We start from the raw sequence: 20,983 nt of genomic DNA on the forward strand, positions 1-20,983 counted from the left end.
GGTCATCGCTTCATTATCAGAGATGACCCGAGGGGATGCCACAAAAAATAACCAGTTTGTAACAATTACAGGATAGCGCTGACGCTCTCGCTCAGTGATGTCGTTGGGCGGCCGATCAGTTTGCTGAGCGTATGGCTGTCGTCAAACAAACCACCTTTCGACGCCCCCGTGTCGGAATCCGCCAGCATATCCGCCAGCCCGGCGGGCAAACCAACGCTCTTCAGCGCGGCGGCAAAATCCGCTTCGCTCAGATTCTGATAAGCCACCTGTTTCCCGCTCTGTTTGCTCAGCTCAGCCGCCAGCTCGCTCAGCGTCCACGCATTGTCGCCTGCCAGTTCGTAAACTTTGCCCGCGTGACCCTCTTCAGCAATGACTTTCGCTGCGGCTGCCGCATAATCTGCACGGGTAGCGGAGGCGATTTTGCCTTCACCGGCGGCACCGATAAATACGCCGTGTTCCAGCGCAGGCGGCGCACTCGCCAGATAGTTTTCGGTATACCAGCCGTTGCGCAGCAGGGCATAAGGGATACCTGATTCCGCTAGCGCTTTTTCGGTGGCGACGTGCTCAACGTGCAGCCCCAGTGGGGATTTATCCGCATGCAGCAGGCTGGTGTAGGCGATGAACTTCACCCCAGCCGCCCTGGCGGCGTTAATCACATTCTGGTGCTGTGTGGCGCGCTGGCCCACTTCGCTGGATGAGATCAGCAGCAGTTTATCCACGCCGTTCAGTGCGGTGGTGAAAGCCGCTTCGTCAGTGTAATCGGCCTGGCGGACGACAATACCCTGCTGGCTTAATGCCTGGGCTTTCGCCGGATTACGCACAATGGCTACAATCTGGTTTGCCGGAACGGTTTTCAGCAGTTGTTCGATAACGAGATGGCCAAGCTGACCGGTAGCGCCGGTAATCGCGATCATGATGAATCTCCTTCGTGTTTGTCTGGTGTTGTGGCACACTATCACCTTAACTAACTTTTAGTAAGTACGTACAAAAAGGTAAGTATGAAAATGACGATCCCGACACTCAGCGAACAAATGCGCGACGGAAATCTGTTTGCCGAGCAGTGTCCTTCCCGGGACGTGCTCAAGCATGTCACCAGTCGCTGGGGCGTGCTGATTCTGGTGGCATTACGTCAGGGAACGCATCGCTTCAGTGACCTGCGCCGCAAGATGGGGGGCGTGAGCGAAAAGATGTTGGCTCAGTCGCTTCAGGCGCTGGAGCAGGACGGGTTTGTTGATCGCGTTTCGTACCCGGTCGTACCGCCGCACGTAGAGTATAGTCTGACGCCGTTAGGGGCAGAGGTGAGCGAGAAAGTGGCCGCACTGGCGGACTGGATCGAGGTGAATACGCCTCAGGTGTTGGCGAACCGCGACGATCGAGCGGCCTGATTCCCGCACTCTGGCCCTCTCACACAGGGAGAGGGAACAGACGTGGCATTGCCGTTTGGCTTTTTACTTGCTCAAATCCACCTGATAAACCGCAAACCCGATATCATCGGTCGCGACCTTGCTCATCGGATACTGGGCTTTATCCTTAATAAATGCGGCTGCTTTATCGGATGGTGAGGTTTCAAAACGAATATCCAGCTGCGTATTGCTGTGGATCGGAGCCAGTCGCCAGTTGTTATCGACGGCCGGGTGAATTTCACCTGCCTTTTTCGACTCTGCACTGATCCATGCTGACAGCACCGAGCGGTTCTCGTCCGGTGATGCAAACGCGATGTGGCTATCACCCGTACCGGCAAACTTCCCACCGTAGGCGCGGTAGTTATTGGTCACCACCAGGAAGGTGGCATTCGGGTCAATGGCCTTGCCATTAAAGGTCAGGTTTTTGATGCGTTCCGCCTGCGGATTAATGGCCTGACATTCGCCGTCATACTTCGCGGGCTGAGTGACATCAATCTGATAATTCACCCCGTCGATGACGTCGAAATTGTAGGTGCGGAACCCATCCCAGTTAATCAACGACTGCGGTTTGCTGCTGTTGGGATCGATCTGATTAAACTGCCCGGCAGAGCACTCCAGCCACTCTTTTACTTCTTTCCCTGTGGCTTTAACCACCACCAGGGTGTTCGGGTAGAGATAGAGGTCGGCGGCGTTACGGAAGGTCAACTGGCCTTTTTCGACTTCAACATAGCTTGCCGGGTCATTCTTACGCCCGCCTACTTTGAATGGCGCAGCGGCTGACAGTACCGGCAGTTTTGCCAGATCCGGATCGCCCTGCACAAAATGTTCGGCATAGGCTTTTTGCGCCATGTTGACCACCTGAACGGTCGGGTCATCCTGTACCAGCGCCAGGTAGCTGTACATGTTGTCGGCAGATTTACCGATCGGCTTGCTGACGAATTCTCGCGTCGCATCATGGTCATGCTTCAGCACGTCGACCAGCTTTTTGTCTTCGCCAGCCAGTGATTTTTTGGCCGCGGCATCATAAATTGGGCGCGCTTCGGCTGTGGATTGTGTGACTTTCCAGCTGCCACCGCCGTTATTCAGCACCAGATCCACCACGCCGAGGTGGTCACCCCACATACCAGGCATCACGGACGGTACGCCATTCAATGTCCCTTTTTTGATGTCTGCACCTTTGATGCTGGCAAAATCTTTACCCGGGAAGACCGCATGAGCGTGGCCAAACAGAATTGCGTCGACGCCCGGGACTTCGCTCAGGTAGTAAACCGAGTTTTCAGCCATCGCCTGATAAGGATCGGCGGAAAGCCCGGAGTGAGCGACCACCACCACCAGATCCGCCCCTTTCTTGCGCATCTCCGGCACGTATTTACGCGCTGTTTCGGTGATGTCGTTGACGGTCACTTTGCCGTTGAGGTTGGCTTTATCCCACGTTATGATCTGTGGCGGTACAAAACCGATATAGCCGATTTTCAGCGTCTGCTTTTTACCTTCTTTATCGACGACGGCAGTTTCTTTAATCAGGTAAGGGGTAAATAACGGCTTCTGGGTCTTAACATCGATGATATTGGCGTTAACGTAGGGGAATTTAGCGCCGGCCAGCGCATCATGAAGGTATTTCAGTCCGTAGTTAAACTCGTGGTTACCCAGGTTGCCGACGGTATAATCCAGAGTGTTCATTGCCTTATACACCGGATGGATCTCGCCTTTTTTCAGCCCCTTCGCTGCCATATAGTCGCCAAGCGGGCTACCCTGAATTAAATCTCCGTTGTCGACCAGGACACTGTTTTTTACTTCACCTCGTGCGGCGTTGATCAAACTTGCCGTGCGTACCAGTCCGAATTTTTCGGTCGAGGTATCTTTGTAGTAATCGAAGTCCATCATGTTGCTGTGCAGGTCGGTGGTTTCCAGAATACGGAGATCTACCGTCGCCGCCTGAACGCTTGCCGCAATCAGCGTCGCCAGGAGCGTTGCGCTAAACTTAATCATCAGAGGAGTCCTTTTTTCGATCCAAGCCACAAAAGAATATGTATGTATATTTTGTTGCTTACAGAATTGTGAATCCTGCCAGAAAAAAGTGCGTTTAAACCGGAATTGCTTCACAGATAGCGGAATTGTTCACATTACGATATAACTAAAACAATAAGTTATGCCCACTGCGTTAACGAAGAGGTGGAGAATGTTAGATAAGATTTGTCAGCTCGCACGGGATGCGGGTGATGCCATCATGCAAGTGTATGATGGTGCAAAACCAATGGATGTTGTCAGCAAAGCGGACGACTCCCCGGTTACGGCGGCGGATATCGCGGCGCATGGTGTGATCCTCAAAGGGTTGCAGGCCCTGACGCCAGAAATCCCCGTTTTGTCAGAAGAGGCACCGCAGGGCTGGGATGAACGCCAGCACTGGCAGCGTTACTGGCTGGTAGACCCGCTGGATGGCACCAAAGAGTTCATCAAGCGCAACGGTGAGTTCACCGTGAATATCGCCCTGATTGAAAAGGGGAAAGCGGTACTCGGTGTGGTATACGCACCGGTGATGAAAGTCATGTACAGCGCGGCGGAAGGTAAGGCCTGGAAGGAAGAGTGCGGCGTGCGTAAGCAAATTCGGGTGCGCGATGCGCGTCCACCGCTGGTGGTCATCAGCCGTTCGCACAGCGACAGCGAACTGCAGGAATACCTGCAGCAGCTGGGTGAACACCAGACTACCTCGATTGGCTCATCACTGAAATTCTGCCTGGTGGCGGAAGGTCATGCGCAGCTTTACCCACGCTTTGGGCCTACGAATGTCTGGGATACAGCGGCAGGCCATGCGGTTGCAGTGGCTGCCGGTGCGCATGTTCATGACTGGCAGGGTAAGCCGCTGGACTACACCCCGCGCGAATCATTCCTGAACCCCGGCTTCCGTGTTTCTATCTACTGAGCCAGCAGTTTGTGCAGCAGTGCAATCACCTGCTGCACTTCTTCCTGGGTCAATGCCCCGTCTTTAGCCCACTGCACGCGGCCCTCTTTATCCAGCACGATAATTGCCGAACTCTCTTCTTCCAGCTGCCAGGCTTTGCGCGCGATGCCGTTACTGTCGACGATAAACTGTGACCACGGATAGAGCTGTTTATTGCTCTCCAGGCTTGAGCGAACAAACATCCCGGAGCCGGGAATGGCATCGTCGGTGTTAACAATGGTGGTGGTCTGGTAACGGTCATGGGGGAATTTTGCGGCCTTGATTGCTTCCACCAGATTCGCGTTTTTCTCTTTTGCTGATGTACGTCCGGCAATATGTTGTACAACTCTCACTTTGCCCGCGAGCTGCGCGCTATTCCAGGGTTTGTAGCTAAACTTATCATTGTCGAGAATCAGTTCTCCCCGGTCAGCAATCCCGACCGGCGGCACACGTTGTCCGTTTTCAAAGTTGTGTGCGCAAGCCCACAGGGGCAGGAGCAGGCATGCTGCTGCCAGGATATTACGTAGGGTCATGGTGTTTCCTTATTGTTTGCAGGTGATCCGACCACTTGGTCTTACGCTTTTAATCATAAGTGCGATCAATGTGGTTTTCCCGCAATCCCAATGCCAGTTTGCGGGTCAACGCACATATCCATGAAAAAACGACGGCTTATACTGCGCCCGCTCACGGTTTGCAAAGATTGTTCTGAATAATTGTAATAAAACGGTAAATAAACTTATGCATACTGGGTACCAATAGTTTTCTGATCTATAGTCAATGGGCACTAAAATTTGCGCTCAGGACAGTCGGGCCGATTGTGGCACCGCAAGAGCGTATGATTCGCAGGAGATACAAGAATGAAAATTTTCCAACGCTACAACCCGCTTCAGGTGGCGAAGTACGTGAAGATCCTGTTCCGTGGACGGTTGTATATCAAGGATGTTGGCGCTTTTGAGTTCGATAAGGGCAAGATCCTTATCCCAAGAGTGAAGGACAAACAGCACTTGTCTGTGATGTCCGAAGTCAACCGTCAGGTTATGCGTCTGCAAACTGAGATGGCTTAACCAGCGTGCTATGCAGTTGTTTAAAAAAACGGCTCCCAATGGGAGCCGTTGATGTATGAGGGGTATGCAGGGCGTTACGCCGACACCTTCTCTTCCGCTTCTGACAGCTTCGGTACCAGCACGGTCGGTTTATTATCAATACGCGTCACCAGCAGCTGGTCGATGCGGTAGTTATCAATATCCACCACTTCAAACTTGTAGCCGGAGAACTTCACCGAGTCGGTACGTTTCGGGATTTTACGCAGCATAAACATCATAAAACCACCGATCGTCTCGTAGTTGCCGGACTGTGGGAATTCGTCGATGTCCAGTACGCGCATGACGTCATCAATCGGCGTACCGCCATCAATCAGCCACGAGTTTTCGTCACGCTGAACAATCTGCTCTTCCATACCCTGGCCGACCAGGTCGCCCATCAGCGTGGTCATGACGTCGTTCAGGGTGATGATACCCACCACCAGTGCGTATTCGTTCATGATAACCGCGAAGTCTTCACCGGCGGTTTTGAAACTTTCCAGCGCTTCAGAGAGCGTCAGAGTATCTGGCACAATCAGGGTGTTGCGGATCTGTACGCCGCTGTTGAGCGCCAGGCTCTGGTTCGCCAGTACGCGGTTCAGCAGATCTTTGGAATCGACATAACCGATGATGTGGTCAATATCTTCGTTACATACCAGGAACTTAGAATGCGGATGTTCCGCCACTTTGTTCTTCAGGCTCTGTTCGTCTTCATGCAGATCGAACCAAATCACGCTTTCACGGCCAGTCATGGAGGACGGCACGGTGCGGGATTCCAGTTCGAACACGTTCTCGATCAGCTCATGCTCTTGTTTACGCAGTACGCCAGCCAGCGCCCCGGCTTCCACCACGGCATAAATGTCGTCGGAAGTGATGTCATCTTTACGCACCATTGGCAGCTTAAAGATGCGGAAAATCATGTTGGCCAGGCCGTTGAAGAACCACACCAGCGGGCGGAACACGAACAGACAGAAGCGCATCGGGTTGATGATACGCAAAGCCACAGCTTCTGGCGCAATCATACCGATGCGTTTCGGAGTCAGGTCGGCGATCAGAATGAACATACCTGTCACCAGCGAGAAGGAGAGAATAAAGCTGAGTTGTTCTGCAAGTTCTGCGGACATGTACTGAATAAAGAGGCTGTGGAAGGCCGGGGAAAACGCAGCGTCACCCACGATACCACCCAGAATGGCGACAGCGTTCAGGCCAATTTGCACCACGGTAAAGAACGTACCCGGGTTCTCCTGCATTTTCAGAATGCGTGAGGCATTGATGTTGCCTTCATCGGCAAGCAGTTTTAGTTTGATTTTACGGGAGGCGGCCAGCGAGATCTCCGATATCGAGAAAAATGCACTGACGGCAATAAGACAAAGTATTACTAAAATACTGTTTAACATAGTTTATCCGGCTTCTCGCCAGATCCTCGGAAGGGAAGTTAGTCACGTTTGTGTGAAAACACTATTGAACACCAGCTCGTAGCGTTGAGCTGATTATTTCAGCGGGTAGTATAGCGTAAAGGTATGTAAACCCGCCAGAGGTCACGTTTTTGGCTAAAAAATGGTGATTTTCAGACCAGGTAACCTCCGTCGCTGCCCGGTCTGAGCGATCCTTATGCAAGTTGTGGTGGCAGACACACGCCGATACCACCAATGCCACAGTAGCCATACGGGTTTTTATGCAGGTACTGCTGGTGGTCGTCTTCGGCATAGTAGAACGGTTTCGCAGCGGTAATTTCCGTCGTGACCTGACGATCGTCACCGGCGGTGTGCATTGCGCTCTGGAAGCGCTCCAGGCTGGCGCGCGCCGCCGTTTCCTGCTCTGGTGTGAGCGGGTAAATCGCAGAGCGATACTGGGTGCCGTGATCATTACCCTGACGCATACCCTGCGCCGGGTCGTGATTTTCCCAGAAGACCTGCAGCAATTGCTCGTAGCCTGTCACGGCTGGGTCATACACCACGCGCACCGCTTCGGCATGACCGGTTTCGCCGGAGCACACTTCACGGTAGGTTGGGTTTGGCGTGTAACCTCCGGTGTAGCCCGCAGCGGTGCTGTAAACGCCGGGTAGCTGCCAGTAGAGACGTTCGACGCCCCAGAAGCAGCCCATCGCAAACAGGGCGATTTCCATTCCTTCCGGGACATTTGTCATGGAATGACCGTTTACAGCATGCAAGGTCGCCACAGGCATTGGGGTATTCCGTCCCGGTAATGCATCGGCCTGAGAAACAAGATGCTTTTTGTCGAATAAACTCACGGTGGGGCCTCCGGGTAGCGATGTTTCGGTTAAGGTTGTCACGAAGCGTTTAATTGAACACAATAAATACGCTAAATGAGTCTAGATTTAATCATAAGAAATATTTGGGTATTACACCCTTTTTCAACCCATGAATTGGGTTTTGGGCTGATAAGCCGTAGAGGACCGCGGAGCGGCACTTCATTTGCTTCCAGGGGTGGAAACAAGGATATTCAGGAGAAAACGTGCCAAAGATCCGCCAGTTATGTTTAGTCAGTTTATTACTGACAAGCGGAGTCGCCAGCGCGGCGAATGTTCGTTTGCAGGTAGAGGGGTTATCCGGAGCGCTGGAAAAAAACGTGCGTGCACAGCTGTCGACGATCCAGAGTGACGAAGTGACGCCGGACCGGCGTTTTCGTGCGCGCGTGGATGATGCGATCCGCGAAGGGCTGAAGGCTCTGGGGTATTACGAACCCACCATTGATTTTGATCTTCGCCCGCCGCCAAAGAAGGGGCGACAGGTTTTGATTGCCCGCGTCTCGCCGGGCGAACCGGTACTGATTGGCGGTACTGATGTTGTGTTACGCGGTGGCGCACGTACAGACCGGGATTACCTGGAATTGCTCAGCACGCGGCCTAAAATCGGTACCGTGCTTAATCACGGTGACTACGACGATTTCAAAAAAGAGCTGACGAGCGTGTCGCTGCGTAAGGGCTACTTCGACAGCCAGTTCAACAAAAGCCAGCTGGGTATTGCGCTGGACAGACACCAGGCCTTCTGGGATATCGACTACGACAGCGGTGAACGCTATCGCTTTGGTGACGTGACGTTCGAAGGCTCGCAAATTCGTGATGAATACCTGCAAAACCTGATCCCCTTCAGGAAGGGGGACTACTACCAATCAAAAGACCTGGCAGAACTAAACCGTCGTCTGTCGGCAACCGGGTGGTTTAACTCCGTTGTTGTCGCGCCAGAGTTTGATAAATCACGTAAAACGAAAGTGTTGCCGCTGCACGGCGTGGTTTCGCCGCGCACAGAGAACACCGTTGAGACAGGGCTCGGTTATTCGACTGACGTCGGTCCGCGCGTGAAGGCGACGTGGAAAAAACCGTGGATGAACTCCTGGGGCCATAGCCTGACCACCAGTGCCAGTATCTCCGCACCGGAACAACAGCTCGATTTCAGCTACAAAATGCCGTTGCTGAAAAATCCGCTGGAGCAATATTACCTCGTTCAGGGCGGCTTTAAGCGTACCGACCTGAACGATACCCGGGCGGATTCCACCACGCTCGCCGTTTCGCGTTACTGGGATCTTTCCAGCGGCTGGCAGCGCGCTATCAACCTGCGCTGGAGCCTTGACCACTTTACCCAGGCTAACGTTACCAACACGACCATGCTGCTGTATCCGGGCGTGATGATCAGCCGCACCCGTTCACGCGGCGGCCTGATGCCCACCTGGGGCGACTCCCAGCGTTATTCTGTTGATTACTCCAGTACGATGTGGGGTTCTGACGTCGACTTCGCGGTCGTGCAGGCGCAAAACGTCTGGATCCGCACGCTGTACGATAAACACCGCTTCGTGGTACGCGGGAACCTCGGCTGGATTGAAACCGGGGACTTCGACAAAGTTCCGCCCGATCTGCGTTTCTTCGCCGGTGGCGACCGCAGTATTCGCGGCTACAAGTACAAATCCATTTCGCCAGAAAACGATAAAGGTCAGCTGACCGGGGCATCAAAGCTGGCGACCGGCTCGCTGGAATATCAGTACAACGTCAGCGGGAAATGGTGGGGCGCGATGTTTGTCGATGGTGGTGAGGCGGTGAACGACATCCGTACAAACGATTTTAAAACCGGCGCAGGCGTTGGCGTGCGCTGGCAGTCTCCCGTTGGGCCAATCAAGCTCGACTTCGCCGTTCCGGTGGGAGACAAAAAGGAACACGGTTTACAGTTTTACATCGGTCTGGGGCCTGAATTATGAGTTTATGGAAGAAGATAAGCCTCGGGGTGTTGATTTTTAACGTGCTGCTGCTCGGCACGGTGGCGTTTCTGGTCGGTACGACAACCGGCCTGCATCTGGTGTTTAACGCGGCAAACCGCTGGGTTCCGGGGCTGGAAATTGGCCAGGTGACAGGCGGCTGGCGCGATCTGCGTCTGAAGAATGTTCGTTATGCGCAACCAGGCGTAGCGGTCAACGCGGGGGAATTCCACCTGGCGGTCAAGCTGGGCTGCCTGCGGGACAGCAAGCTGTGTGTGAACGATCTGTCGCTAAAAGATGTGAATGTGGCGATTGATTCGAAAAAAATGCCGAAATCAGCACCGGTTGAAGAAGAGGACAGCGGCCCACTGAACCTCTCCACGCCGTACCCGATTGCGCTCTATCGCGTGGCGCTGGATAACGTCAATATCAACATAGACGACACCACCGTGTCGGTGATGAATTTCACCTCCGGCCTGCGCTGGGAGGAGAAGAACCTGACTCTGACGCCAACCTCCCTGCAGGGGCTATTGATTGCGCTGCCGAAAGTGGCGCAGGTGACTCAGGAGAAGATCGTCGAGCCGAAGATCCAGAACCCGCAGCCGGAAGAAAAACCGCTGGGTGAAACGCTGAAAGATCTCTTCTCGAAACCTGTTTTACCGGAGATGACGGATGTTCATCTGCCGCTGAACCTCAATATCGAAGAGTTTAAGGGTGAGCAGCTGCGTCTGACCGGTGATACCGATCTGACGGTCTATAACCTGCTGCTTAAAGTCAGCAGCATTGACGGCAATATGAAGCTCGACGCGCTGGATGTTGATACCAGCCAGGGCTCCGTCAATGCGTCTGGTCATGCGCTACTGCGCGATAACTGGCCGGTGGATATCACGCTGAACAGTGCGCTCAACATCGACCCGTTGAAGGGCGAGAAAGTGAAGGTAAAAGTCGGCGGTGCGCTGCGCGACAAACTGGATGTTGGCGTGAACCTCTCCGGCCCGGTAGATATGGTCTTGCGGGCGCAGGCACAGCTGGCGGAAGCCGGGTTGCCTCTCAATCTCGATATTGTCAGCCAGCAGCTTTACTGGCCATTCACCGGCGAAAAACAGTTCCAGGCCAACGACCTGAAGCTGAAGCTGAGTGGCAAGATGACCGATTACACGCTGTCGTTCCGCACGGCAGTGAAGGGGCAGGGCGTGCCGCCAGCGACTATCACGCTGGATGCAAAGGGTAACGAACAGCAGGTTAATCTCGACAAACTGACCGTTGCGGCGCTGGAAGGGAAAACGGAACTGACCGCTTTACTCGACTGGCAGCAGGCGATCAGCTGGCACGGCGAGCTGAAGCTGACGGGCATCAACACGGGGAAAGAGGTACCGGACTGGCCGTCTAAACTTGATGGCCTGATCAAAACGCGCGGCAGCCTGTACGGTGGCTCGTGGCAGATGGATGTGCCGGAAATTAAGCTCACCGGTAACGTGAAGCAGAACAAGGTTAACGTGGAAGGTTCGCTGAAGGGCAATAGCTACCTGCAGTGGGTGATCCCGGGCTTGCATGTGGCTCTGGGGCGTAACACGGCGGATATCAAAGGCGAGCTGGGGGTGAAGGATCTCAATCTGGATGCCACCATCGATGCACCGAATCTGGATAACGCCCTGCCAGGGCTTGGCGGCACGGCGAAGGGGTTAGTGAAGGTGCGTGGCACGGTAGATGCGCCGCAGCTGCTGGCAGATATCACGGCCAGTAATCTGCGCTGGCAGGAACTGTCTGTTGCCCGTGTGCGCGTGGAAGGGGATGTGAAGTCTACCGATCAGATCGGCGGCAACCTGAACCTGCGCGTAGAGCGCATTGCCCAGCCGGATGTGAATATCAATCTGGTGACGCTTGAGGCGAAAGGTAACGAGAAGCAGCATGACCTCCAGCTGCGCGTGCAGGGCGAACCCGTTTCCGGGCAACTCCATCTGGCGGGCAGTTTTGACCGTAAGGAAGAACGCTGGAAAGGGACGCTGGATAACACCCGCTTTAACACCCCTGTCGGGCCACTGGCGCTGTCGCGTGCCATTGCGCTGGACTATCGTAACGCTGAGCAGAAAATCAGCATCGGGCCACATTGCTGGACCAACCCGAACGCTGAGCTGTGCGTGCCGCAAACCATCGATGCCGGTGCGGAGGGGCGTGCGCAGATCAACCTCAATCGTTTCGACCTGGCGATGCTGAAGCCGTTTATGCCGGAAACCACGCAGGCCAGCGGCGTCTTCAGCGGTAAAGCTGACGTGGTCTGGGACACCACCAAAGAGGGGCTGCCGCAGGGTAGCGTTACGCTCTCTGGCCGTAACGTGAAGGTGACACAGGAGGTAAACAGCGCACCGTTGCCGGTGGCGTTCGATACCCTCAACCTGAGTGCCGATCTGCATAACAACCGCGCAGAGCTGGGATGGCTTATCCGCCTGACCAACAACGGTCAGTTTGACGGGCAGGTGCAGATTACCGATCCGCAAGGGCGACGCAATCTGGGCGGTAACGTCAATATCCGCAATTTCAACCTGGCGATGGTGAACCCGATTTTCTCTCGCGGAGAAAAAGCGGCGGGGATGCTCAGTGCAAACCTGCGTCTGGCGGGCAATGCGCAAAGCCCGCAGCTGTTTGGTCAGATGCAGCTAAACGGCGTGGATATTGACGGTAACTTTATGCCGTTTGATATGCAGCCAAGCCAGATAGCGATGAACTTCAACGGCATGCGCTCGACTATCGCCGGTGTGGTGCGAACGCAGCAGGGGCAAATCAACCTGAGCGGTGATGCAGACTGGAGCCAGCTCGATAACTGGCGCGCTCGCATTGCAGCAAAAGGCAGTAAGGTGCGGATCACCGTACCGCCAATGGTGCGCCTGGACGTGTCGCCGGATATTGTCTTTGAAGCAACACCGAGCCTCTTCACACTGGATGGACGCGTGGACGTGCCGTGGGCGCGAATTGTGGTTCACGACGTGCCGGAAAGCGCAGTGGGTGTCTCAAGCGATGAAGTTATGCTCAATGATAATCTGAAACCTGTCGAACAGAAGAGCGCTGGCATACCGATCAATAGTAATCTTATCGTGCACGTGGGGAATAACGTGCGTTTGGATGCGTTTGGGCTGAAGGCGAAACTGACTGGCGATCTGAACGTCGCGCAGGATAAGCAGGGATTAGGTCTTAACGGGCAAATCAATATTCCTGAAGGGCGTTTCCATGCCTACGGTCAGGATTTGATTGTGCGTAAAGGTATACTGCTGTTCTCCGGACCGCCGGATCAACCGCTGCTGAATATCGAAGCGATTCGTAATCCTGAGGCCACGGAAAACGACGTGATTGCTGGCGTGCGCGTCACCGGTTCTGCCGATGAACCGAAAGCCGAGATTTTCTCTGACCCGGCAATGTCGCAACAGGAAGCCCTCTCTTACCTGCTGCGTGGGCAGGGTCTGGATAGCGGTCAAAACGACAGTGCGGCGATGACGTCAATGTTAGTGGGGCTGGGGGTTGCACAAAGTGGTCAGGTTGTGGGTAAAATCGGTGAGACGTTCGGCGTAAGTAATCTGGCGCTGGACACCCAGGGCGTGGGTGACTCCTCGCAGGTGGTGGTCAGCGGCTATGTACTGCCGGGTCTGCAGGTAAAATACGGTGTGGGGATCTTTGACTCACTGGCAACACTCACGTTACGCTATCGCCTGATGCCTAAGCTATATCTGGAAGCAGTGTCCGGCGTAGACCAGGCACTTGATCTGCTCTATCAGTTTGAGTTTTAGCAATGCGAATATTTGTTTACGGCAGTTTACGAACCAAGCAAGGCAACAGTCACTGGATGACCAACGCCCAGTTGTTGGGAAATTACAATATCGAGAACTACCAGTTGTACAGTCTGGGCCACTATCCAGGCGCGGTTCCGGGGGACGGAACGGTACAGGGTGAGGTTTATCGTATTGATAATGCCACGCTTGCCGAACTTGATGCCTTGCGCACCAGGGGCGGTGAATACGCACGCCAGTTGATCCAGACGCCATATGGAAGTGCATGGATGTACGTCTATCAGCGTCCGGTCGAAGGGTTAACGCGGATTGAAAGCGGTAACTGGTTAGACAGAGACCAGTACTGAAAAACGACAACGCCACCGTAAGGTGGCGTTGTTTTTTCAGTGCAAGAGCTTATCAGCGTTAAACCGCTTCCTGACGTAGCTTAAATATTTGTACCGTATCCAGCAGCTGTTCCGCCTGACGATGCATCGCCTGTGCTGCCGCAGAAGATTCCTGCGACAAGGTGGCGTTTTGCTGTGTAGCCGCATCCATATGGGTCACTGCCACATTCACCTGATCAATTCCGGTGCTCTGTTCATGGCTGGCATGTGAAATCGCCTCAATCAGTTCACTCACCTTACTGACGCTGTGCAGAATATCTGCCATCGCTGCACCGGCCTGTTTCACCTGCCCATTCCCCTCGTCAATACGGTTCACGGAACGGTCGATAAGAACGCGAATATCTTTGGCGGCGGCGGCTGAACGCTGTGCCAGCGCACGAACCTCCGCAGCAACTACCGCAAAGCCACGCCCCTCAGCGCCTGCACGCGCGGCTTCAACGGCTGCGTTTAGCGCCAGGATATTGGTCTGGAAGGCAATACTGTCGATCATACCGATAATCGTATTGATTTCACTGGAGAAATTGTGGATTTCACTCATGGTTTGTACTGCGCGTTCAACCGCCTCTTCACCCTGGCTGGCAACCTGACGGGCACTTCTGGCAAGATCGCTGGCGGTACGCGAGTTTTCGGCGTTACTTTTCACCACCGATGTGAGCTCCTCCATTGATGCGGCAGTTTGTTCCAGCGCACTGGCCTGTGCTTCGTTACGGGATGAAAGCTCGTGACTACCGCTGGCGATCTGCGCCGACGCGGTGGCGATGGTTTCGGTGCCGTTACGTACGCCAGAGACGATACGCGTGAGGTTGTCATTCATCTCCTGAAGGGCACGCATCAGCTCAGCCGTTTCATCACGCCCGTCAACGGTAAAGCTGGACTGTAAGTCCCCGGCGGCGACGGTACGGGCAATGATGACAGCCTGTGCCAGTGGGCGGGTGATGCTCCGGATTAGCCACCAGGTGACGAGCAGTCCGGCGGCAAGTGTGAGGGCCATTGTCAGCATTAACATCCATTTCGTCTGCTGGTATTGCTCCTGATTACGGGCGATAGTTTGCTGGTGGAGCGCCTGAGCATGTTGCAGCGTACGCGCCACGACATTGTCGATCATTTTAGTGGGTTCACGGTCGATCCCCGTAACCTGTTGATCCACACGCTGGGCGCTGGTGGCATCACCCACCTGATAAGTGGCCAGTGCCGCCAGGTATTTCTGTTCAAGACCGGCGTGTATGTCGCGTGTTTCCAGCACTTGCTGGTTATCCATGCCAATCTCTGGCAGTAATTCGCTCAGGCGTGTCAGCAGTGCCTGAGTGTTCTGGCTTTCTGCAATAAAGGCCTGTTTGTATTTATCGAATGCCTCTTGCCCCTGAGCACCGCGAATCAGCGTGTTCTTCCACTCCTGAACCTGAATTTTGAATTGCACCTGGGCATTACGGGCGGTGTCGATACTGCGGGTGATGGTCTGTTCCATCGTCATAATCTGCTCGTTCTGCGCCCGGCTGTCGCTATTGATCAGCAGGCCACGCAGGCCAATCAAGAGGGTCGCAAGCAGCAGAAGCGACGCCAGAAGCCCCAGACGTTGTCCAATTGTGAGTGTGTTGAGTTTCATGATTTCCCGTTAAGTGAAAAAGCGATCGCGGTCACGCAGGGGAGGTATCGACCTGTAGAAGGCGGACTTTAAGGGGGCAAAGCGGAGGTAAGGCAGGTAAAAAGCGCTATCTAATTAATATCGTGAGCGAAAATCTCTTTGTGACATTTTTGTGACAATTTGCAACGGATACAAAAAAGCCCCGACATGCGGGGCTTACTATCAGCGGTAAGAATTACTTCTTAGCTGCACGCTCGAAGGACGCGATGATTTCTGCTTTCGCAGCTTCAGCGTTGTCCCAGCCGTCAACTTTAACCCACTTGCCTTTTTCGAGGTCTTTGTAGTGCTCGAAGAAGTGAGTGATCTGTGCTTTCAGCAGTTCTGGCAGGTCGTTCACATCTTTGATGTGATCGTACTCTTTGCTCAGTTTGGTGTGCGGAACCGCAACCAGTTTTGCATCTTCACCGGATTCGTCGGTCATTTTCAGCACGCCAACTGGACGGCAGCGAATGACGGAGCCAGGCTCCAGTGGGTATGGTGTTGGGACCAGCACGTCAACCGGGTCACCGTCCAGAGACAGGGTGTGGTTGATGTAGCCGTAGTTGCATGGATAGAACATTGCGGTAGACATGAAACGGTCTACAAACAGCGCGCCGCTCTCTTTGTCCACTTCGTATTTGATAGGATCTGCGTTAGCCGGGATTTCGATAACAACGTAGATGTCTTCAGGCAGTTCTTTACCCGCAGGGACGTTGAGTAAGCTCATGTCTGTGTCCTTTAAAATGGATGGTAAACAAGTGGCAGGTATTATAGCCAACTGGCGCTGAATGTCTCCGCCTGTTTTCGTCTTCTCTCCTCATTCTTCCCACTTTTCAGAGCAATTTCATAGCAGGAAAGTCCATAATCACAGCTGCATTTTTCATGGCAAAATGAAAGCGATTACAAACTTGTTATTAACGCTTTATTCACTTTTCTGAAGTGTGATGTAACGCAATCCGTTACATCTCGTATTGTCTATAGTTTTTCCGCAGAACACCTTTTAACCAACAATAAACACCCCTACGAGGACGTTCATATGTGGAAGCGCTTACTTCTTGTCACAGCAGTTTCGGCAGCCATGTCGTCTATGGCGATGGCCGCACCTTTAACCGTAGGATTTTCGCAGGTCGGGTCTGAATCCGGCTGGCGTGCGGCTGAAACCAACGTTGCGAAAAGCGAGGCCCAGAAACGCGGCATCACGCTGAAGATTGCCGATGGTCAGCAAAAACAGGAAAACCAGATTAAAGCCGTGCGTTCCTTCATCGCTCAGGGGGTGGATGCCATCTTCATTGCGCCGGTGGTGGCCACAGGCTGGGAGCCGGTACTGAAGGAAGCCAAAGACGCTGAGATCCCGGTCTTCCTGCTCGATCGTTCCATTGATGTAAAAGACAAATCTCTCTATATGACCACCGTCACCGCCAACAACATTCTTGAGGGTCAATTAATTGGAGACTGGCTGGTGAAACAGGTGGGTGGCAAACCGTGTAACGTGGTTGAGCTGCAGGGTACGGTGGGCGCGAGCGTGGCTATCGACCGTAAGAAAGGGTTTGCAGAAGCCATCGCTAAAGCGCCGAACATCAAGATTATCCGCTCTCAGTCCGGTGACTTTACCCGCAGCAAGGGTAAAGAGGTTATGGAAAGCTTTATCAAGGCTGAAAACAACGGCAAGAACATCTGCATGGTTTACGCCCATAACGATGACATGGTGATCGGTGCTATTCAGGCCATTAAAGAAGCGGGCCTGAAGCCGGGTAAAGATATCCTCACCGGCTCTATCGATGGCGTGCCGGATATCTACAAAGCGATGATGGACGGTGAAGCGAATGCCAGCGTTGAGCTGACGCCAGACATGGCCGGCCCGGCATTTGATGCGCTGGAGAAATTCAAGAAAGACGGCACGTTGCCTGAGAAGCTGACCATCACTAAATCCACACTCTACCTGCCAGATACTGCCAAAGAAGAGTTAGAGAAGAAGAAAAATATGGGCTACTAATGCCCGTTCCCCTCTCCCCTATGGGGAGAGGGCCAGGGTGAGGGGGATAACCATGACCACTGAACAACACCAGGAAATCCTCCGCACAGAAGGATTAAGCAAATTTTTCCCTGGCGTAAAGGCGCTGGATAACGTCGATTTTAGCCTGCGACGTGGCGAGATCATGGCGCTGCTGGGTGAGAACGGTGCGGGAAAATCAACGCTGATTAAAGCCCTGACCGGCGTTTATCACGCCGATCGTGGTTCCATCTGGCTGGAAGGCAACGCGATTTCGCCAAAAAATACCGCCCATGCCCAGCAGCTGGGAATTGGGACGGTGTACCAGGAAGTGAACCTGCTGCCGAATATGTCGGTGGCGGATAACCTGTTTATTGGCCGTGAGCCACGGCGCTTTGGCCTGTTACGGCGTAAAGAGATGGAAGCGCGGGCAACGAAACTGATGGCGTCTTACGGTTTCTCCCTCGACGTCCGCGAGCCGTTAAACCGCTTTTCCGTGGCGATGCAGCAGATCGTCGCCATTTGCCGTGCCATCGATCTCTCTGCGAAAGTGCTGATCCTCGACGAACCGACCGCCAGCCTCGATACCCAGGAAGTGGAGATGCTCTTTACTCTGATGCGCCAGCTGCGCAATCAGGGGGTGAGCCTGATCTTCGTCACCCACTTCCTCGATCAGGTGTATGAAGTGAGCGATCGGATTACGGTGCTGCGCAACGGCAGTTTTGCCGGCTGTCGCGAAACCCGTGAGCTACCGCAGATTGAGCTGGTTAAAATGATGCTGGGCCGTGAGCTGGATACCAATGCGCTCCAGCGTGCAGGCCGCACGTTGTTGAGCGATAAACCGGTCGCTGCTTTCAGCGATTACGGCAAAAAAGGGACGATCTCGCCGTTTAATCTGGAGGTGCGCCCCGGCGAGATTGTCGGCCTGGCAGGCCTGCTCGGATCAGGCCGTACCGAAACCGCCGAAGTGATCTTCGGGATCAAACCTGCCGACAGCGGCAGCGCGTTGATCAAAGGCAAACCGCAAACGCTGCGATCGCCACATCAGGCTTCGTGTCTGGGGGTCGGGTTCTGCCCGGAAGACAGGAAAACGGACGGCATTATTGCCGCGGCCTCCGTGCGGGAAAATATCATTCTTGCTCTGCAGGCGCAGCGTGGCTGGTTACGACCGATTCCGCGTAAAGAACAAAATGCGATTGCCGAACGCTTTATCCGCCAGCTGGGGATCCGCACCCCGAGCGCGGAACAACCCATTGAGTTTCTCTCCGGCGGTAACCAACAGAAGGTACTGCTTTCACGCTGGTTGCTGACTAAACCCCAGTTCCTGATCCTCGACGAACCGACGCGCGGTATTGACGTCGGGGCGCATGCCGAAATTATCCGGCTTATCGAAACGCTCTGTGCCGACGGGCTGGCGCTGCTGGTGATCTCGTCCGAACTGGAGGAGCTGGTGGGGTATGCCGATCGCGTGATTATCATGCGCGATCGCAAGCAGGTGGCAGAGATCCCGCTGGATAAACTGTCCGTTCCGGCAATCATGAATGCCATCGCGGCATAAGGAGTTAATCGTGATGCCCCGTTCGCTTTCGCAAACTGGTGAGTCAAAGCGCCGCTTTAACTGGCCGACCGGCACGCCGCAAATTGCCGCGCTGCTGCTGGTACTGCTGGTCGATAGCCTGGTCGCCCCGCATTTCTTCCAGATTATTGTGCAGGATGGCCGCCTGTTTGGTAGCCCGATAGACATCTTAAACCGCGCCGCTCCCGTGGCCCTGCTGGCGATTGGCATGACGCTGGTCATTGCCACCGGCGGTATCGACCTTTCCGTTGGTGCAGTGATGGCGATTGCAGGTGCCACTGCCGCCTCGATGACCGTGGCCGGACATAGCCTGCCGGTGGTACTGCTGGCAGCATTAGGCACGGGCGTTCTGGCCGGGCTGTGGAACGGTATCCTGGTGGCGGTTCTCAAGATCCAGCCGTTTGTCGCCACGCTGATTTTAATGGTGGCCGGACGCGGGGTGGCGCAGTTGATCACCTCCGGTCAGATTGTCACTTTCAACTCGCCGGGCCTGGCGTGGCTCGGTAGCGGTAAGCTGCTCTTTTTCCCGACGCCGGTCATTATTGCGCTGGTGACGTTAGTGGTGTTCTGGCTGTTTACCCGTAAAACGGCGCTCGGCATGTTTATTGAAGCGGTTGGGATCAACATTCGCGCCGCGCGAAACGCCGGGGTGAATACCCGGCTGATGGTGATGCTGACCTACGTGCTGAGCGGTGTCTGCGCTGCCATCGCCGGGATCATTGTCGCGGCAGATATCCGTGGGGCTGATGCCAACAATGCCGGGTTATGGCTGGAGCTGGATGCGATCCTGGCGGTGGTCATTGGCGGCGGATCGTTGATGGGCGGACGCTTTAACCTGCTGCTCTCGGTAGTCGGCGCACTGATTATTCAGGGAATGAATACCGGTATCCTGCTCTCCGGCTTTCAGCCGGAACTCAACCAGGTGGTGAAAGCGGTGGTCGTGCTCTGCGTGCTGATTGTTCAGTCGCCGCGCTTTGTTAGCATCATTAAGGGGATCCGTGGCCATGATAAAACGTAATTTACCGTTGATGATCACGCTGGGCGTGTTTGTGCTGGGGTATCTCTATTGCCTGACCCAGTTCCCCGGCTTTGCTTCCACGCGCGTCATTTGCAACATCCTGACGGATAACACCTTTTTAGGCATTATCGCCGTCGGCATGACCTTTGTGATCCTCTCGGGCGGGATTGATCTCTCTGTGGGTTCGGTGATCGCGTTTACCGGTGTGTTTCTCGCGAAAGCGATCGGTTTCTGGGGCATTTCACCGCTGCTGGCCTTCCCGTTGATACTGGTGCTGGGCTGTGCGTTTGGTGCCTTTATGGGGCTGCTGATAGATGCGCTAAAAATCCCGGCCTTTATCATCACTCTCGCGGGAATGTTCTTTCTGCGCGGCGTCAGCTATCTGGTGTCGGAAGAGTCCATTCCGATTAACCATCCGGTTTACGACACGCTCTCCAGCCTGGCGTGGAAAATCCCTGGCGGTGGCCGCCTGAGCGCGATGGGGTTGTTGATGCTGGGCGTGGTCGTGATTGGGATCTTCCTCGCTCATCGCACCCGGTTTGGTAATCAGGTTTACGCCATTGGCGGCAGCGCCACCTCGGCGAACCTGATGGGGATCTCCACCCGCAGCACCACCATCCGCATTTATATGCTCTCTACCGGACTGGCGACGCTGGCAGGTATCGTCTTCTCCATTTATACCCAGGCCGGTTACGCTCTGGCAGGGGTGGGCGTGGAGCTTGATGCCATTGCCTCGGTTGTGATTGGCGGAACGCTGCTCAGCGGTGGGGTGGGAACGGTGCTCGGGACGCTGTTTGGCGTGGCGATCCAGGGGCTGATTCAGACCTACATCAACTTCGACGGCACGCTCAGTTCGTGGTGGACGAAAATCGCCATCGGCATTCTGCTCTTTATTTTTATCGCGTTGCAACGTGGCCTGACGGTACTGTGGGAGAACCGCCAGAACTCGCCTGTTACGCGTGTAAGCACATCAGCAACAAAGTGATAACA

17 protein-coding genes are annotated in these 20,983 nt (G+C 54.5%); 10 read left to right on the plus strand and 7 right to left on the minus strand.

The window, feature by feature from the left end; all coding sequences use genetic code 11:
• Nucleotides 1-65: 65 nt before the first annotated feature.
• Nucleotides 66-914, minus strand: coding sequence for an SDR family oxidoreductase (locus tag HV318_RS16210; protein WP_182273514.1), 849 nt, complete (start codon nt 912-914; stop codon nt 66-68).
• 84 nt (nt 915-998) lie between these two features.
• On the opposite strand from HV318_RS16210, the gene HV318_RS16215 reads away from it, so the two are divergent.
• A complete protein-coding gene (locus HV318_RS16215; protein ID WP_182273515.1) occupies nt 999-1,385 on the plus strand; it encodes a winged helix-turn-helix transcriptional regulator in 387 nt (128 codons plus the stop codon).
• A gap of 63 nt (nt 1,386-1,448) precedes the next feature.
• On the opposite strand, the gene HV318_RS16220 is transcribed toward HV318_RS16215, so the two are convergent.
• A complete protein-coding gene (locus tag HV318_RS16220; RefSeq protein WP_182273516.1) occupies nt 1,449-3,392 on the minus strand; it encodes a bifunctional 2',3'-cyclic-nucleotide 2'-phosphodiesterase/3'-nucleotidase in 1,944 nt (647 codons plus the stop codon).
• 190 nt (nt 3,393-3,582) lie between these two features.
• Here HV318_RS16220 and cysQ point away from each other — a divergent pair, with 190 nt between their 5' ends.
• Nucleotides 3,583-4,323, plus strand: coding sequence for a 3'(2'),5'-bisphosphate nucleotidase CysQ (gene cysQ, locus HV318_RS16225; RefSeq protein WP_182273517.1), 741 nt, complete (start codon nt 3,583-3,585; stop codon nt 4,321-4,323).
• Here the strand turns inward: cysQ and HV318_RS16230 are convergent.
• The gene (locus HV318_RS16230; RefSeq protein WP_182273518.1) at nt 4,317-4,874 is read right to left on the minus strand and encodes a YtfJ family protein; all 558 of its coding nucleotides are present in this window, start codon (nt 4,872-4,874) and stop codon (nt 4,317-4,319) included. The genes cysQ and HV318_RS16230 overlap by 7 nt on opposite strands.
• A gap of 324 nt (nt 4,875-5,198) precedes the next feature.
• Between HV318_RS16230 and ytfK the strand changes: the two genes are divergently transcribed.
• A complete protein-coding gene (gene ytfK / locus HV318_RS16235; RefSeq protein ID WP_182273519.1) occupies nt 5,199-5,405 on the plus strand; it encodes a stringent response modulator YtfK in 207 nt (68 codons plus the stop codon).
• Between the two features lie 74 nt (nt 5,406-5,479).
• Here the strand turns inward: ytfK and paeA are convergent, their stop codons facing one another.
• On the minus strand, nt 5,480-6,817 hold the full coding sequence (gene paeA / locus HV318_RS16240; RefSeq protein WP_182273520.1) for a polyamine export protein PaeA: 1,338 nt from the start codon (nt 6,815-6,817) through the stop codon (nt 5,480-5,482).
• A 212-nt stretch (nt 6,818-7,029) separates the two neighbouring features.
• A complete protein-coding gene (gene msrA / locus HV318_RS16245; RefSeq protein ID WP_182273521.1) occupies nt 7,030-7,671 on the minus strand; it encodes a peptide-methionine (S)-S-oxide reductase MsrA in 642 nt (213 codons plus the stop codon).
• Nucleotides 7,672-7,895: 224 nt separating this feature from the next.
• Here msrA and tamA point away from each other — a divergent pair, with 224 nt between their 5' ends.
• Genes tamA through HV318_RS16260 form a run of 3 tightly spaced genes read left to right on the plus strand, consistent with a single transcriptional unit; the run spans nt 7,896 to nt 13,749 of the window.
• A complete protein-coding gene (tamA, locus tag HV318_RS16250; RefSeq protein WP_182273522.1) occupies nt 7,896-9,629 on the plus strand; it encodes an autotransporter assembly complex protein TamA in 1,734 nt (577 codons plus the stop codon).
• Nucleotides 9,626-13,402 (plus strand): autotransporter assembly complex protein TamB, encoded by a 3,777-nt coding sequence (gene tamB / locus HV318_RS16255; RefSeq protein ID WP_182273523.1) that lies wholly within the window; start codon nt 9,626-9,628, stop codon nt 13,400-13,402. The genes tamA and tamB overlap by 4 nt, the downstream gene beginning before the upstream one ends.
• Nucleotides 13,403-13,404: 2 nt before the next feature.
• A complete protein-coding gene (locus HV318_RS16260; RefSeq protein ID WP_182273524.1) occupies nt 13,405-13,749 on the plus strand; it encodes a gamma-glutamylcyclotransferase family protein in 345 nt (114 codons plus the stop codon).
• A 58-nt stretch (nt 13,750-13,807) separates the two neighbouring features.
• Here HV318_RS16260 and HV318_RS16265 read toward each other — a convergent pair whose 3' ends face one another.
• A complete protein-coding gene (locus tag HV318_RS16265; RefSeq protein ID WP_182273525.1) occupies nt 13,808-15,391 on the minus strand; it encodes a methyl-accepting chemotaxis protein in 1,584 nt (527 codons plus the stop codon).
• A 214-nt stretch (nt 15,392-15,605) separates the two neighbouring features.
• The gene (gene ppa, locus HV318_RS16270; RefSeq protein ID WP_010427397.1) at nt 15,606-16,136 is read right to left on the minus strand and encodes an inorganic diphosphatase; all 531 of its coding nucleotides are present in this window, start codon (nt 16,134-16,136) and stop codon (nt 15,606-15,608) included.
• A gap of 309 nt (nt 16,137-16,445) precedes the next feature.
• Between ppa and ytfQ the strand changes: the two genes are divergently transcribed.
• The 4 genes from ytfQ to yjfF are packed head-to-tail and all read left to right on the plus strand — an operon-like array spanning nt 16,446 to nt 20,978.
• On the plus strand, nt 16,446-17,402 hold the full coding sequence (gene ytfQ / locus HV318_RS16275) for a galactofuranose ABC transporter substrate-binding protein YtfQ (protein ID WP_182273526.1): 957 nt from the start codon (nt 16,446-16,448) through the stop codon (nt 17,400-17,402).
• A 52-nt stretch (nt 17,403-17,454) separates the two neighbouring features.
• Nucleotides 17,455-18,957 carry a galactofuranose ABC transporter, ATP-binding protein YtfR gene (ytfR, locus tag HV318_RS16280; RefSeq protein ID WP_182273527.1) on the plus strand — a complete coding sequence of 501 codons (1,503 nt, stop codon included), beginning with the start codon at nt 17,455-17,457 and terminating at the stop codon, nt 18,955-18,957.
• Nucleotides 18,958-18,967: 10 nt separating this feature from the next.
• Nucleotides 18,968-19,993: a galactofuranose ABC transporter, ATP-binding protein YtfT gene (gene ytfT / locus HV318_RS16285; RefSeq protein WP_182273528.1), complete on the plus strand. Its 1,026-nt coding sequence runs from the start codon at nt 18,968-18,970 to the stop codon at nt 19,991-19,993.
• A complete protein-coding gene (yjfF, locus tag HV318_RS16290; RefSeq protein WP_182273529.1) occupies nt 19,980-20,978 on the plus strand; it encodes a galactofuranose ABC transporter, permease protein YjfF in 999 nt (332 codons plus the stop codon). The genes ytfT and yjfF overlap by 14 nt, the downstream gene beginning before the upstream one ends.
• Nucleotides 20,979-20,983: the final 5 nt, after the last annotated feature.

The organism is Enterobacter sp. RHBSTW-00901, assembly GCF_014103115.1.
Lineage (GTDB): Bacteria > Pseudomonadota > Gammaproteobacteria > Enterobacterales > Enterobacteriaceae > Enterobacter > Enterobacter cloacae_P.